This is a genomic window from Paracoccus yeei ATCC BAA-599, assembly GCF_000622145.1.
Lineage (GTDB): Bacteria > Pseudomonadota > Alphaproteobacteria > Rhodobacterales > Rhodobacteraceae > Paracoccus > Paracoccus yeei.
The window spans coordinates 230,089-245,300 of record NZ_JHWH01000002.1 but is presented as its reverse complement, the minus strand read 5'-3'; the positions used below and the strand labels follow the sequence as shown (position 1 = coordinate 245,300).

Below are 15,212 nucleotides of genomic sequence, written 5' to 3'. Positions count from 1 at the left end.
TGGGCATCGCAGCCAGACTGAGAAACCGGCCAGCCTTCGGCCAGCATTTGCATCTTGCCCAACCCGGCGGAGATCGTTCCGACCGGGCGTGCAGGGAATAAGGAAGACAAGATGGCGGATCTTCGCAAGCTCAAGATCGACGATGTGGTGATCGAGGTCGATCCGAACCTGACCCTGATCCAGGCCTGCGAACTGGCCGGGATCGAGGTGCCGCGCTTCTGCTATCACGAGCGCCTGTCGATCGCCGGCAACTGCCGCATGTGCCTGGTCGAGGTGGTGGGCGGCCCGCCCAAGCCGGCCGCGTCCTGCGCCATGCAGGTCAAGGACCTGCGCCCCGGCCCCGAAGGCGCACCTTCCGAGATCCGCACCAAGTCGCCCATGGTCAAGAAGGCCCGCGAGGGGGTGATGGAGTTCCTGCTCATCAACCACCCGCTGGATTGCCCGATCTGCGACCAGGGCGGGGAATGCGACCTGCAGGACCAGGCGATGGCCTATGGCATCGACTTTTCCCGCTATCGCGAACCCAAGCGCGCGTCCGAGGACCTGAACCTGGGTCCGCTGGTCGAAACCCACATGACGCGCTGCATCAGCTGCACCCGCTGCGTCCGCTTCACGACCGAGGTGGCGGGGATCACCCAGATGGGCCAGACCGGCCGGGGCGAGGACAGCGAGATCACCAGCTATCTGAACCAGACGCTGGAATCGAACATGCAGGGCAACATCATCGACCTGTGCCCGGTGGGCGCACTGGTCAGCAAGCCCTATGCCTTCACCGCCCGCCCATGGGAGCTGAGCAAGACCGAATCCATCGACGTGATGGACGCCCTGGGCTCGAACATCCGCGTCGACACCAAGGGGCGCGAGGTCATGCGCATCCTGCCGCGCAACCATGACGGCGTGAACGAGGAGTGGATCAGCGACAAGACCCGCTTCGTCTGGGACGGGCTGCGCCGGCAGCGCCTTGACCGGCCTTATATCCGCGAAAACGGCAAGCTGCGCCCGGCCTCCTGGCCCGAGGCGCTGGCGGCTGCGGCCTCGGCGATGACGGGGCGCGAGGTTGCGGGCCTGGTCGGCGACCTGGCCCCGGTCGAGGCGGCCTTCAGCCTGAAGCAACTGGTCGAGGGCCTGGGTGGCAAGGTGGAATGCCGCACCGATGGCGCACGGCTGCCGGCCGGCAACCGCTCGGCCTATGTCGGGACCGCGACGATCGCCGACATCGACTCGGCCAAGCGCATCCTGCTGATCGGCACCAACCCGCGCGAGGAAGCGCCGGTGCTGAACGCCCGCATCCGCAAGGCCTGGGCGCATGGCGCGCAGGTCGCGCTGGTGGGCGAGGCGGTCGACCTGACCTATGGTTACCACCATTTCGGCAATGACCGCGTCGCGCTGGCGAAGCTGCTGGACGACGATCTGTCGAACAAGGAGGGCACCCCCGGCATCGTCATCGTCGGCCAGGGCGCCCTGCGCGAGGCCGATGGCGAAGCGGTGCTCGCCAATGCCATGCGCATCTGCGAACTGGGCGACTGCAAGCTGCTGGTCCTGCACACCGCCGCGGCCCGCGTCGGTGCGATGGACGTGAGCGCCGTGACCGAGGGCGGGCTGACCGCCGCCATCGAGGGGGCCGAAGTCATCTACAACCTGGGCGCGGACGAGGTCGACATCGCCCCCGGCCCTGTGGTGATCTATCAGGGCAGCCACGGCGACCGCGGCGCGCATCGTGCCGACATCATCCTGCCCGGCGCCTGCTACACCGAGGAAAACGGGTTGTTCGTCAACACCGAGGGCCGGCCGCAACTGGCCATGCGCGCGAATTTCGCGCCAGGCGAGGGGAAAGAGAACTGGGCGATCCTGCGGGCGCTTTCGGCCGATCTGGGCGCCACTCTGCCCTGGGACAGCCTGGCGGGCCTGCGCCGGGCGCTGGTTCAGGCGGTGCCGCATCTGGCCCAGATCGACCGCGTGCCGGTCAATGAATGGCAGGCGCTGACCCGCCTTGACATGGGCAGCGCGAATTTCCGCCTTGCGATCAAGGATTTCTACCTGACGAACCCGATTGCGCGCTCGTCGCCCCTGATGGGCGAGCTTTCGGCAATGGCAGCAGAGCGCCGGGCGCCGGCGATGGCAGCGGAGTAACCACGGCATGAATCGCGTCCTTTCCAGACTGGTCGGGATCGGCGTCGCCTCGGCGATGCTGGCGGCCTGCGCACCGGCCGAGCCGCCGGCGCGTGACGACGGCCGTCCCAAGGACAAGCCCCAAGCCCTGAACGTCGCCGTGCTGCACAGCGACGCCGGTGCGCCGGGCAAGAAGGTGCTGTCCCGTGCGCGCATCTCGACCAAGTCGGGGGACATCCTGATTCTCGAGCCCGACGGCTCGGTGTCCGAGGTGGCGCTGGACACCCCTGGCGGACGCGACGCCTTTGCCGTGTCGGAAGCGGACCTGGCGATGCTGAACGAGAACCTGGGCCTGGACCTGGGCGGGGTCGCGCCGATGGGGCCCGTGGGGCGCCGCGGACCCACCGCGCAGGAAAAGGCGCTGGCCGCGTTCAAGGCGCGGACCCAGCCGCTGCGCCTGAACCTGCCGCCGACCTTCGAAGCCAAGCCCGAGGATTTCCGCGGCGCCGCCGTGCGCAGCTACGACAGCACCCTGCGGCGCGGGAACAGTCTGGTCGAAGTGACGGCAAATCTTAGCGGTGGGGTGGACGCCGGCACCGCCTTCGCCTATGCCACATGCGCGCTGGCCACTTGGGCGGAAAGCAAGGGCGCGACCTATGCGCGCCACGTCCGTACGCTGAGCGACAAGCGCAATGGCAAGATGATCGTCGGCTCGGTCTTTACCCTTTCGGAAAAGAAGCCGATGGGGCTGACGGTGATGACAACGAAAGACACCTTGCAGGAGTGCAAGGCGCGCGGCATTCCCGCGGCGTGACGGAAGGGATGACGGATCATGGCTGAATTCTGGGCAACGCCCTATGGTTTCGCGCTCAGCCTGCTGCTGCAGGGGCTGGCGGTCATCGCCTTTGTCATGGGGTCGCTGATCTTCATGGTCTACGGCGACCGCAAGATCTGGGCCGCGGTCCAGATGCGCCGGGGCCCGAACGTGGTCGGCCCCTGGGGCCTGCTGCAGACCTTTGCCGATGCGCTGAAATACATCGTCAAGGAAATCGTCATCCCGGCCGGCGCCGACAAGTTCATCTTCTTCCTGGCGCCGTTCCTGTCGATGATGCTGGCGCTGTTCGCCTTTGTCGTGATCCCCTTTGACGAAGGCTGGGTCATGGCGAACATCAACGTCGGCATCCTGTTCGTCTTCGCCGCCTCCTCGCTCGAGGTCTATGGTTCGATCATGGGCGGCTGGGCCTCGAACTCGAAATATCCCTTCCTGGCCTCGCTGCGCTCGGCTTCGCAGATGATCTCCTACGAGGTGTCGATGGGGCTGATCATCATCGGCATCATCATCTCGACCGGGTCGATGAACCTGACGCATATCGTGCACGCGCAGAAGGGCGACTGGGGCCTGTTGAACTGGTACTGGCTGCCGCACCTGCCGATGGTCGTGCTGTTCTTCGTCTCGGCGCTGGCGGAGACGAACCGTCCGCCCTTCGACCTGGCCGAGGCGGAATCCGAACTGGTCGCCGGCCACATGGTCGAATATTCATCCACGCCTTACCTTTTGTTCATGGCGGGCGAATATATCGCCATCTATCTGATGTGCGCGCTGCTGTCGCTTCTGTTCTTTGGTGGCTGGCTGTCGCCGGTGCCGTTCATCGCTGACGGCTGGTGGTGGATGGTCATCAAGATGTGGTTCTGGTTCTACATGTTCGCCATGGTCAAGGCGATCGTGCCCCGCTATCGCTACGATCAGCTGATGCGCATTGGCTGGAAAGTGTTCCTGCCCCTGTCGCTGGGCTGGGTCGTCCTGATCGCAATTCTTGCCCGCTACGAAGTGCTGGGCGGCTTCTGGGCCCGCTGGGCAATCGGAGGATAACCATGTATTCTAACAAGCTAGCCGAGGCTCTTGCCGCAGCCAGTGAGGCCGACAAGGTGGAACTGGCGCATTTCCTGGCCAACAACCTGGACAGCGCGGAACAGGCGCAGGACAGTGCCCGGATCCGGGACTATGTCGCCGCCTTCGACCGCTTTGCCGCCCCGAAGGAAGGGGAGCGTTTCTGATGGCCTTCGACTTCGCGCGGGCGACCAAATATTTCCTGATGTGGGACTTCATCAAGGGTTTCGGCCTGGGGATGCGCTATTTCGTGTCGCCCAAGCCGACGCTGAACTACCCCCACGAAAAGGGCCCGCTTTCCCCACGCTTCCGGGGCGAACACGCGCTGCGCCGCTACCCCAACGGCGAGGAACGCTGCATCGCCTGCAAGCTGTGCGAGGCGATCTGCCCGGCCCAGGCCATCACCATCGACGCCGAACCGCGCGAGGACGGCTCGCGCCGGACGACGCGCTATGACCTCGACATGACGAAATGCATCTACTGCGGCTTCTGCCAGGAAGCCTGCCCGGTCGATGCCATCGTCGAGGGGCCGAACTTCGAATACGCCACCGAGACCCGCGAAGAGCTGTTCTACGACAAGCAGAAGCTGCTGGACAACGGCGCTCGCTGGGAGGCAGAGATCGCCCGCAACCTTCAGATGGACGCCCCCTACCGATGAGTGATCCGTTCACCAAGCTTTTCGCGCAGATGCTGGCCCAGAGCCAGGAAATGGCGCGGGCGTGGAACCCCGCGCTCGAACATTTCGACATGCGTGCGCTGGAAAAGATGGTGCCGATCATGCCGGCCGACATGCTGGAGATGTGGTTCGGCAAGACCTTCAACCGCGAGGGGCTGGACGCCAAGACGCGCCTGCTGCTGACCATCGGCGCGATCACCGTCCAGGGTGCCCTGGCCGAGCCGCAGCTGCGCCTGACGATCCGCCAGGCCCTGTCGGCCGGTGCAACGAAACGCGAGATCGCCGAGACGATCTATCAGATGAGCATGTTCGGCGGGCTGCCCGCGATGCAGAAGGCGTTGGAAATCGCCCAAAGCGTCTATGCCGAGGAGGACGAGGAATGATGACCTTTGCATTCTACCTGTTCGCGATCTGCGCCTGCGTCGCGGGCTTCATGGTCGTGATCGGTCGAAACCCCGTCCACTCGGTCCTGTGGCTGATCCTGGCGTTCTTTTCCGCCTCGGGGCTGTTCATCCTGCAGGGCGCCGAATTCGTGGCGATGCTGCTGATCGTCGTCTATGTCGGCGCGGTGGCGGTGCTGTTCCTGTTCGTCGTGATGATGCTGGACGTGGACTTCGCCGAACTCAAGGGCGAACTGGCGCGCTACCTGCCGCTGGCGCTGGTGATCGCGGTCGTGCTGCTCGCGCAGCTTGGCATCGCCTTCTCCGGCTGGACCCCGGCCGAGACCGCGGCCGAGCTGCGCGTCGCCCCGGTGGTCGAGGGGGTCCAGAACACCGCGGGCCTTGGCCTGGTGCTTTACGACCGCTACCTGCTGATGTTCCAGATCTCGGGCCTGGTGCTGCTGGTCGCGATGATCGGCGCGATCCTTCTGACCATGCGCCACCGCCGGGACGTCAAGCGCCAGAACGTGCTGGAACAGATGTGGCGCGACCCGGCCAAGACGATGGAACTGCGGGACGTGAAACCCGGGCAGGGCCTTTGAACGCGGCCTGCTGACCGCGATAGCCATCGGGACCGCGACCGCGCGGTCCTTACAGCAAACGGATACTTCGGCGGGTGAAACAGCCCGGAGGGACAGGACGATGATCGGATTGACTCATTATCTAGTCGTGGGGGCGATCATGTTCGTCACCGGCATTTTCGGCATCTTCGTGAACCGAAAGAACGTCATCATCATCCTGATGTCGATCGAACTGATACTTCTGTCGGTGAACATCAACTTCGTGGCCTTTTCGGCGCATCTGGGCGACCTGGCAGGTCAGGTGTTCACCATGTTCATCCTGACCGTCGCCGCCGCCGAGGCCGCGATCGGCCTGGCGATCCTGGTCGTCTTCTTCCGAAACCGCGGCACCATCGCGGTGGAAGACGTCAACGTGATGAAGGGCTAAGACGGCATGGAAAAGATCGTCCTCTTTGCGCCCCTTGTGGGCTCGCTGCTGGCTGGCTTCGGCTGGCGCATGATCGGCGAAAAGGCCGCGCAGCTTCTGACCACGGGCATCCTGTTCCTCAGCTGCCTGCTCAGCTGGTACCTGTTCCTGTCCTTCGACGGGGTGACGCGGCACATCCCGGTGCTCGACTGGGTCGTAACCGGCGATTTCCATTCGGAATGGGCCATCCGCATCGACCGGCTGACCGTCATCATGCTGATCGTGGTCACCACGGTATCGGCGCTGGTCCACACCTATTCGCTGGGCTACATGGCCCATGACGAGAACTTCGGCCATCACGCGCATTACAAGGCGCGCTTCTTTGCCTATCTGTCCTTCTTCACTTTCGCCATGCTGATGCTGGTGACGGCGGACAACCTGCTGCAGATGTTCTTCGGCTGGGAAGGGGTGGGGGTCGCGTCCTACCTGCTGATCGGCTTCTACTACAAGAAACAGTCGGCGGGCGCGGCGGCGATGAAGGCGTTCATCGTGAACCGTGTCGGCGACTTCGGCTTCCTGCTGGGGATCTTCGGGCTCTACTGGGTGACCGGCACGATCCAGTTCGACGAGATCTTTGCCCAGGTCCCCGCCATGGCGACCGAGACCATGCATTTCCTGTGGCGCGACTGGAGCGTGACGAACCTGCTGGCTTTCCTGCTGTTCATCGGCGCGATGGGCAAGTCGGCGCAGCTGTTCCTGCACACCTGGCTGCCGGACGCGATGGAGGGCCCGACCCCGGTTTCGGCGCTGATCCATGCCGCAACCATGGTGACGGCGGGCGTGTTCCTGGTCTGCCGGATGTCGCCGCTGTATGAATTCGCGACCGAGACCAAGCATTTCATCGTCATCATCGGCGCGACCACGGCGTTCTTCGCCGCGACCGTGGGCCTGGTGCAGAACGACATCAAGCGCGTGATCGCCTATTCGACCTGTTCGCAGCTGGGCTACATGTTCGTCGCGGCCGGGGTGGGTGTCTATTCGGTGGCCATGTTCCACCTGCTGACGCATGCCTTCTTCAAGGCGATGCTGTTCCTGGGCGCCGGCTCGGTCATCCATGCGATGCACCACGAACAGGACATGCGGAACTATGGCGGGCTGCGGAAGCAGATTCCCCTGACCTTCTGGGCCATGATGATCGGAACCTTCGCCATCACCGGCGTGGGCATCCCGCTGACGCATATCGGCTTCGCCGGCTTCCTGTCCAAGGACGCGGTGATCGAAAGCGCCTATGTCGGCAGCACCTACGCCTTTGTGCTGCTGGTGGTCGCAGCCTGCTTCACCAGCTTCTATTCCTGGCGGCTGATCTTCATGACTTTCTACGGCAAGCCGCGGGGCGATCATCACGCGCATGACCATGCGCATGAAAGCCCGCCGGTGATGACCGTGCCGCTGGGCGTGCTGGCGATCGGGGCGATCTTCTCGGGCATGGTGTGGTACGGGCCGTTCTTCGGCGACCACCACAAGGTGGTGGAGTATTTCCACATCGCCGGCGCCGAGCATCACGCCGAGGGCGCGGCCGAAGGCCATGCCACGGCCGAGGCGCCCGTCCATGCCGAGCCTGCCACCACGACCGAGGCGATTGCAGCGACCGAAACCCCGGTGGCCGTAGACGGCCATGCCCAAGGGGCCCCTGCGGCCGTCGCGGCGCCGGTCGGGGGCGCGATCTACATGCACCCCGACAACCACGTCATGGACGAGGCGCACCACGCCCCCGCCTGGGTCAAGGTCTCGCCCTTCATCGCGATGCTGATCGGGTTTGGCACCGCCTGGCTGTTCTATATCCGCAGCCCCGACCTGCCGGTGCGGCTGGCCCGGGCGCAGCCGGCGCTGTACCAGTTCCTGCTGAACAAGTGGTATTTCGACGAGATCTACAATTTCATCTTCGTGCGTCCGGCGCTGTGGCTGGGTCGCTTCCTGTGGAAACGGGGCGACGGCTCGACCATCGACGGCACGATCAACGGGGTGGCGATGGGCGTGGTCCCCTGGCTGACCCGCGCCGCGGTCCGGGTGCAATCGGGCTATCTGTTCCACTATGCCTTCGCGATGGTCCTCGGCATCGTGGGCTTGCTGATCTGGGTGATGATGCGGGGCGCGCACTGACATGACGAACCTTCTTTCCATCATCACCTTCCTGCCCATCGTCGCGGCGGGGATCATGGCCCTGTTCCTGCGCGGCCAGGACGAGGCGGCGGCCCGCAATGCCAAGTGGCTTGCGCTGCTCACCACGACGGCCACCTTCCTGATCTCGCTCTTCGTGCTGTTCGGCTTCGATCCGGCCAACACCGGCTTCCAGTTCGTCGAGGATCATGCCTGGATCATGGGCCTGCGCTACAAGATGGGCGTGGACGGGATCTCGGTCCTGTTCGTGGCCCTGACCACCTTCATGATGCCCCTGACCATCCTCTCGACCTGGGAGGTCGAGGTGAAGGTCAAGGAATACATGATCGCCTTCCTGGTGCTGGAAGGGCTGATGATCGGCGTCTTCACCGCGCTGGACCTGGTGCTGTTCTACCTGTTCTTCGAGGCGGGGCTGATCCCCATGTTCCTGATCATCGGGATCTGGGGCGGCAAGGATCGCATCTATGCTTCCTTCAAGTTCTTCCTGTACACCTTCCTCGGCTCGGTCCTGATGCTGGTCGCGATGATCGCCATGTATCGCATGGCGGGCACCACCGACATTCCGACGCTGCTGACCTTCGATTTCCCGTCCGAGACGTTCCGCCTGCTGGGCATCAGCGTGATCGGCGGCATGCAGATGCTGCTGTTCCTGGCCTTCTTTGCCAGCTTCGCGGTCAAGATGCCGATGTGGCCGGTCCACACCTGGCTGCCCGACGCCCACGTCCAGGCGCCGACCGCCGGTTCGGTCCTGCTGGCTGCGGTGCTGCTGAAGATGGGCGGCTACGGCTTCCTGCGCTTCAGCCTGCCGATGTTCCCGGTCGCCTCGGACATCATGCAGCCGGTGGTGTTCTGGCTGTCGGCCATCGCCATCGTCTACACCTCGCTGGTGGCGCTGGTGCAGTCGGACATGAAGAAGGTCATCGCCTATTCGTCCGTCGCGCACATGGGCTATGTGACCATGGGGATCTTTGCGGCGAACCAGGTGGGTGTCGACGGCGCCATCTTCCAGATGCTGTCGCACGGCTTCATCTCGGGCGCGCTGTTCCTGTGCGTGGGTGTCATCTATGACCGGATGCACACGCGCGAGATCGACGCCTATGGCGGTCTGGTGAACCGGATGCCGGCCTATGCGGCGATCTTCATGTTCTTCACCATGGCCAACGTCGGCCTGCCGGGCACCTCGGGCTTCGTCGGCGAATTCCTGACGCTGATGGGGGCCTTCAAGGCCAACACCTGGGTCGCGCTGGTGGCGACGACCGGGGTGATCTTCTCGGCCGGCTATGCGCTGTGGCTTTACCGCCGCGTGACCTTCGGCGAACTGGTCAAGGAAAGCCTCAAGTCCATCACGGACCTGACCCCGCGCGAGAAGTGGATCTTCGTGCCCCTGGTCGCCATGACGCTGATCCTGGGCATCTATCCCCGGCTTGCGACCGACGTGACCGGACCGGCTGTCGCGAACCTGCTGAACCACTACAACCAGAGCCAGCCGGCGGTCGAAACCGCCGCGACTGCGGCCAGTCACTAAGGGGGCAAGGATGACCTCGCTCGATTTCTCGACCATTCTGCCCGAGGCGCTGCTGGCCCTTTACGCCCTGCTGGCGCTGCTGGCCGGGGCCTATCTGGGCAAGGACCGGCTGGCGTCCACGCTGCTCTGGGCGACGGTCGCGGCCTTTCTGATCGCCGCCGCGATGGTGGGGCTGGGGGGGCGCGACGACCTTGCGGCCTTCCACGGCATGTTCATCGACGACGGCTTCTCGCGCTTTGCCAAAGTGGTGATGCTGGTCGCGGCCAGCGCCGTCATGGCGATGAGCGCGGATTACATGCAGCGCCGCAACATGCTGCGGTTCGAGTTTCCGATCATCGTGACGCTGTCGGTCATCGGCATGATGCTGATGGTTTCGGCGGGCGATCTGCTGACGCTTTACATGGGGCTGGAGCTGCAGTCGCTGGCGCTTTACGTCGTCGCCGCCATGCGCCGCGACTCGGTGCGCTCGTCCGAGGCGGGGCTGAAGTATTTCGTCCTCGGCTCGCTCAGCTCGGGCATCCTGCTTTACGGCGCCTCGCTGGTCTACGGCTTTGCCGGCACCACCAGCTTTGCCGGCATCATCACCACGCTCAGCGCCGGCCACCTGTCGCTGGGCGTGCTGTTCGGGCTGGTCTTCATGCTGGTCGGTCTGGCTTTCAAGGTCTCGGCCGTGCCCTTCCACATGTGGACGCCCGACGTCTACGAAGGCTCGCCGACGCCCGTCACCGCCTTCTTTGCCACCGCGCCGAAGGTCGCGGCCATGGCGCTGATCGCGCGGCTGGTGTTCGACGCCTTCGGCCAAGCCGTCGGCGACTGGACCCAGATCATCGCGGCGCTTGCCGTCATGTCAATGTTCCTGGGCTCGATCGCCGGGATCGGGCAGACCAACGTCAAGCGCCTGATGGCCTATTCCTCGATCGCGCACATGGGATTCGCGCTGGTCGGGCTGGCCGCGGGCTCGGCGGTGGGCGTGCAGGCGATGCTGCTTTACATGACCATCTATGCGGTGATGAACGTCGGCAGCTTCGCCTTCATCCTGTCGCTGGAACGCGACGGCGTGCCGGTCACGGACCTCGCCTCGCTGAACCGCTTCGCCTGGTCCGAGCCCACCAAGGCGCTGGCCGTGCTGGTGCTGATGTTCAGCCTGGCGGGCGTGCCGCCGACGCTTGGCTTCTTTGCCAAGTTCGGTGTGCTGAACGCCGCAGTCGATGCCGGCCTAGGCTGGCTGGCGGTCGCGGGCGTGATCGCCTCGGTCATCGGGGCGTTCTATTACCTGCGGATCGTCTATTACATGTACTTCGGTGCCGAAGGGCAGGGCGTCACCTCGCGCATGGGCGCGGTGCAGTACCTGGCGCTGATGGTGCCGGCAGCGGCCATGGTGCTGGGGGCGGTCAGCATGTTCGGCGTCGATGCGGCGGCCGGACGCGCGGCGGAAACGCTGGTTGCGCCCGTGCTGGGCGATCAGCAGCCGGTTGCGCTGCCGCCGTCGGTCGAGCCCGTACCCGTTGAGTGATCCTTGGCCCGAGGGCGTGGCCCGGCATGTCCTGGCCCGCACCGACAGCACCAATACCGCGGGACTGCAACTGGCGCCGTCGCTGACCGGCCCGGTCTGGATCATGGCGCATGAACAGGTCGCGGGCCGGGGCCGGCGCGGGCGCGCCTGGGTCATGCCGGCGGGCAATTTCGCGGGCACGCTGGTCCTGCGCCCTGGCGGCGGACCGCAGGCGGCGGCGCAGCTTTCCTTCGTCGCCGCGCTGGCGTTGCATGATGCGCTGACCGATGCCTGCGGGCCGGCGGCGCGGCTGGCGATCAAATGGCCGAACGATGTGCTGCTGAACGGCGGCAAGGTTGCGGGCATCCTGCTGGAAAGCGCCGGCTCGGGCGGGCAGGTCACGGCCGTGGCGGTGGGCATCGGCGTGAACCTGGCCGCCGTTCCCGACACCGGCACGATCGAGCCCGGGGCCATCACCCCGGTTTCGGTCCTGGGCGAGACGGGGTTTCGCACCGCGCCCGAGGATTTCCTGGACCTGCTGGCCCCGGCCTTTGCCCGCTGGCTGGCGCAGCTTGAGACCTGGGGCTTCCCGCCGATCCGCAACGCCTGGCTGGCGCGCGCCGCCCGCCTGGGCGAGCCCATCGTCGCCCGCACCGGCAGGGCCCAGGCGCAGGGCATCTTCGAGGGTATCGACGACAGCGGCGCGCTGATCCTGAAAACCCCCGCCGGGCGCCAGGTGCTGCCCGCGGCGGACGTGTTCTTCGAGGGCTGACATGCTGCTTTGCATCGACACCGGCAACACCAACACCGTCTTTTCGGTCTGGGACGGGACGCAGTTCCGGGCGCTCTGGCGCATCGCGACCGACCATCGCCGCACCGCGGACGAATATTTCGTCTGGCTGTCCACGCTGATGTCGCTGCAAAAGCTGGACCTGCCGATCAGCGACTGCATCATCAGCTCGACCGTGCCGCGAGTCGTCTTCAACCTTCGGGTGCTCTGCAACCGCTATTTCGACACCCGCCCGCTGGTCGTGGGCAAGCCGGACTGCCTGCTGCCGACGGCGCCGCGGGTGGACCAGGGCACGGTCGTCGGGCCCGACCGGCTGGTGAATACGGTCGGCGCCTTCGACCGGCACGGGCCGGACCTGATCGTGGTGGATTTCGGCACCGCCACCACCTTCGACGTGGTGGACACGGACGGGGCCTATGTCGGCGGTGTCATCTCTCCGGGCGTGAACCTGTCGCTCGAGGCGCTGCACTCGGGCGCGGCCAGCCTGCCGCATGTCGACGTGACCATGCCGGGCAAGGTGATCGGCACCAACACCGTGGCCTGCATCCAGTCGGGCATCTTCTGGGGCTACATCGGCCTTGTGCAGGGCATCGTCGAAAAGATCCGCGAGGAACGGGGCCGCTCGATGAAGGTCATTGCCACCGGCGGGCTTGCCCCGCTATTCGATCAGGGGTCGGATCTGTTCGACGCGATCGACGACGACCTGACCATGCATGGTCTGCGTCTAATCCACGACTACAACAAGGAGATGGGCCATGGCTGAGCGCCTGATTTATCTGCCGCTGGGCGGCGCGGGCGAAATCGGCATGAACGCCTATGTCTACGGCTATGGCGAGCCGGGGCGCGAGCGCCTGATCGTCGTCGACCTGGGCGTGACCTTTGGCGACATGGACAGCGCGCCGGGGATCGACCTGATCATGGCCGATGTCGCCTGGCTCGAGACCAACCGCGACCGGATCGAGGCGATCTTCATCACCCACGGGCACGAGGATCACGTCGGCGCCCTGGGCCTGTTGTGGCCCAAGCTGCAAAAGCCCGTGCATTGCCGCCGCTTCACCGGCGCGCTGGCCCGGCTGAAGCTCGAAGAGATGGGCCAGCCTGCCGACGCGCTGCACATCCACGCCCCGCGCCCCGAGGTGGTGACCGCCGGTCCCTTCCAGGTGCAGTTCGTGCCGGTCAGCCATTCGATCCCGGAAAGCTCGGCCCTGATCATCGATACGCCGGCGGGGCGGATCGTGCACACGGGCGATTTCAAGCTGGACGGCACGCCCGTGGTGGGCGAGGCCTTCGACCCCATCATGTGGCACGAGATTGCGAACGAAGGGCAGGGCATCAAGGTTCTGACCTGCGATTCCACGAACGTCTTCACCCCACACCCCGGCCGATCCGAGGCGATCCTGGCCAATCCCCTGCTGGATTTCGTGACCAGCCAGAAGCAGATGGTGGTGGCGACGACCTTTGCCAGCAACCTCGCCCGGCTCAAGACGCTGGCCGATGCCGGCATCGCCTCGGGGCGCAGGATCTGCCTTCTGGGGCGCGCCATGCGCCGCATGGTGACGGTGGCCATCGAAACCGGCATCCTGACCAGCTTTCCCCCGGTCATCAGCCCCGAGGAAGCGGCCGAGATGCCGCGCGATAAGGTGATGCTGATCGTGACCGGCAGCCAGGGCGAACGCCGTGCCGCCAGCGCGCAGCTTTCGCGCGGCCGCTACCTGGGCATCCAACTGCGCGAAGGCGACAGCTTCCTGTTCTCGTCGCGCACCATCCCGGGCAACGAACGCGGCGTGATCCGCATCATGAACCAGCTTTCCGAACTGGGCGTGGACCTGTTCGATGCCGACGATGGCACCTATCACGTCTCGGGTCACGCGAACCGGCCCGACATCCAGGCGGTGCACGATCTGCTGAAGCCGCAGATCGTGATCCCGATGCATGGCGAACACATGCACCTGCGCGAACATGCCAAGCTGGCCGAGGGCAAGGGCATCGCCGCCGCCGTTGCCACCAACGGCACCATGCTGGACCTGTCCGGCGACAAGCCCCGCGTGGTGGACCAGATCGACACCGGCCGGCTGTATCTGGACGGCACCGTGCTGATCGGGGCGATGGACGGCATCGTGCGCGACCGCATCCGCATGGCGCTGAACGGACAGGCCATGGTCTCGGTCATCGTGGACGAGGACGACGCGCCGCTGCCCGACGCCTGGGTCGAGCTTTCGGGCCTGCCCGAGACAGGGCGCGCCGGCGTCCCCCTGGCCCGCAGCATCGAGGCCGAACTGGCCGAGTTCCTGGAACGCGCCGACGACCGCACCGTGCGCGACGACGACCGGCTGGAGGAGGCGATCCGCAAGATCACCCGCCAGGTCGCCATGGAGGAGATCGGCAAGAAACCCGAGGTCACCGTCATCATCTCGCGCCTCGCGGCGGAATGACTTGACCTCGAGGCGGGGGCCGGGCAAAGCCCCCGCATGACCGAGAAGACCGAATTCGACCCCAACCCGCCACGCCGCAACTTCTATGGTCGGCGCCATGGCAAGACCCTGCGCCAGTCGCAAAAGGGCTATCTCTCCGAGGATCTCGGAGAACTGCGCCCGCGCGGCATCACGGTGCAGGAAAACCCCGGCCGCACGCCTGTCGATCCCGCCACCATCTTCGGCGACGACCGGCCCGTGTGGCTGGAGGTCGGCTTCGGCGGGGGCGAGCACATGGTCCACATGGCCGCCCGCTATCCCGGCATCGGCATCATCGGCTGCGAGCCTTTCATCAACGGCGTGGCGATGCTTCTGGGCAAGATCCGCAACGCGGGCGTCAGCAATGTCAGCGTGCATCCGGGCGATGCGCGCGACCTGATGGACGTGCTGCCCGATGCCTCGATCAGCAAGGCGTTCCTGAACTATCCTGACCCCTGGCCCAAGGCGCGCCATCACCGCCGGCGGTTCGTCACGCCCGAACATCTGCTGCCGCTGGCGCGGGTGATGAAGACCGGGGCCGAGTTCCGCGTCGTCTCGGACATCCCCGACTATATCCGCCAGACGCTGGAGGAGGTGCCGCCCGCCGGCTTCGACCTGGTGGCCGAGGGGCCCGAGCCCTGGGAGGACTGGATCAGCACCCGCTATGAACAGAAGGCCCTGCGCGAGGGGCGGGCGCCGCATTACGTCACCTTCCGGCGCCGGGGCTGATCCGCCGC

General features: G+C 65.6%; 15 protein-coding genes. All 15 read left to right on the top strand.

Features of this window, described 5'->3' with window-relative positions:
* Positions 1 to 111 precede the first annotated feature (111 nt).
* The 15 genes from nuoG (at position 112) to trmB (ending at position 15,204) form a co-directional block, all read left to right on the top strand.
* The gene (gene nuoG / locus BU28_RS0103390) at positions 112 to 2,130 is read left to right on the top strand and encodes an NADH-quinone oxidoreductase subunit NuoG (protein WP_028718201.1); all 2,019 of its coding nucleotides are present in this window, start codon (positions 112 to 114) and stop codon (positions 2,128 to 2,130) included.
* 7 nt (positions 2,131 to 2,137) lie between these two features.
* Entirely contained in the window at positions 2,138 to 2,923 is a 786-nt protein-coding gene (locus tag BU28_RS0103385; protein WP_028718200.1) for a hypothetical protein, read from the top strand.
* Between the two features lie 18 nt (positions 2,924 to 2,941).
* On the top strand, positions 2,942 to 3,979 hold the full coding sequence (gene nuoH / locus BU28_RS0103380; RefSeq protein ID WP_028718199.1) for an NADH-quinone oxidoreductase subunit NuoH: 1,038 nt from the start codon (positions 2,942 to 2,944) through the stop codon (positions 3,977 to 3,979).
* A gap of 2 nt (positions 3,980 to 3,981) precedes the next feature.
* Positions 3,982 to 4,164: a hypothetical protein gene (locus BU28_RS0103375; RefSeq protein WP_028718198.1), complete on the top strand. Its 183-nt coding sequence runs from the start codon at positions 3,982 to 3,984 to the stop codon at positions 4,162 to 4,164.
* Positions 4,164 to 4,655, top strand: a complete 492-nt coding sequence (gene nuoI / locus BU28_RS0103370; RefSeq protein WP_028718197.1) for an NADH-quinone oxidoreductase subunit NuoI — start codon at positions 4,164 to 4,166, stop codon at positions 4,653 to 4,655. Before BU28_RS0103375 ends, nuoI begins: the two co-directional genes overlap by 1 nt.
* Positions 4,652 to 5,056 carry a carboxymuconolactone decarboxylase family protein gene (locus BU28_RS0103365; protein WP_028718196.1) on the top strand — a complete coding sequence of 135 codons (405 nt, stop codon included), beginning with the start codon at positions 4,652 to 4,654 and terminating at the stop codon, positions 5,054 to 5,056. The genes nuoI and BU28_RS0103365 overlap by 4 nt, the downstream gene beginning before the upstream one ends.
* Positions 5,053 to 5,655, top strand: a complete 603-nt coding sequence (locus BU28_RS0103360; protein ID WP_028718195.1) for an NADH-quinone oxidoreductase subunit J — start codon at positions 5,053 to 5,055, stop codon at positions 5,653 to 5,655. The genes BU28_RS0103365 and BU28_RS0103360 overlap by 4 nt, the downstream gene beginning before the upstream one ends.
* A gap of 100 nt (positions 5,656 to 5,755) precedes the next feature.
* The gene (gene nuoK, locus BU28_RS0103355) at positions 5,756 to 6,061 is read left to right on the top strand and encodes an NADH-quinone oxidoreductase subunit NuoK (protein ID WP_028718194.1); all 306 of its coding nucleotides are present in this window, start codon (positions 5,756 to 5,758) and stop codon (positions 6,059 to 6,061) included.
* A 6-nt stretch (positions 6,062 to 6,067) separates the two neighbouring features.
* On the top strand, positions 6,068 to 8,200 hold the full coding sequence (gene nuoL, locus BU28_RS0103350) for an NADH-quinone oxidoreductase subunit L (RefSeq protein ID WP_028718193.1): 2,133 nt from the start codon (positions 6,068 to 6,070) through the stop codon (positions 8,198 to 8,200).
* 1 nt (position 8,201) lies between these two features.
* Positions 8,202 to 9,743 carry an NADH-quinone oxidoreductase subunit M gene (locus tag BU28_RS0103345; protein ID WP_028718192.1) on the top strand — a complete coding sequence of 514 codons (1,542 nt, stop codon included), beginning with the start codon at positions 8,202 to 8,204 and terminating at the stop codon, positions 9,741 to 9,743.
* 10 nt (positions 9,744 to 9,753) lie between these two features.
* Positions 9,754 to 11,256, top strand: a complete 1,503-nt coding sequence (gene nuoN, locus BU28_RS21910) for an NADH-quinone oxidoreductase subunit NuoN (protein ID WP_051577693.1) — start codon at positions 9,754 to 9,756, stop codon at positions 11,254 to 11,256.
* Complete coding sequence (locus BU28_RS0103335) at positions 11,249 to 12,007, top strand: biotin--[acetyl-CoA-carboxylase] ligase (RefSeq protein ID WP_028718191.1); 759 nt, start codon at positions 11,249 to 11,251, stop codon at positions 12,005 to 12,007. The genes nuoN and BU28_RS0103335 overlap by 8 nt, the downstream gene beginning before the upstream one ends.
* 1 nt (position 12,008) lies before the next feature.
* Complete coding sequence (locus tag BU28_RS0103330; RefSeq protein WP_028718190.1) at positions 12,009 to 12,788, top strand: type III pantothenate kinase; 780 nt, start codon at positions 12,009 to 12,011, stop codon at positions 12,786 to 12,788.
* Positions 12,781 to 14,457, top strand: coding sequence for a ribonuclease J (locus tag BU28_RS0103325; RefSeq protein WP_028718189.1), 1,677 nt, complete (start codon positions 12,781 to 12,783; stop codon positions 14,455 to 14,457). The genes BU28_RS0103330 and BU28_RS0103325 overlap by 8 nt, the downstream gene beginning before the upstream one ends.
* Positions 14,458 to 14,493: 36 nt before the next feature.
* Positions 14,494 to 15,204 (top strand): tRNA (guanine(46)-N(7))-methyltransferase TrmB, encoded by a 711-nt coding sequence (gene trmB / locus BU28_RS0103320; RefSeq protein ID WP_028718188.1) that lies wholly within the window; start codon positions 14,494 to 14,496, stop codon positions 15,202 to 15,204.
* Positions 15,205 to 15,212 lie beyond the last annotated feature (8 nt).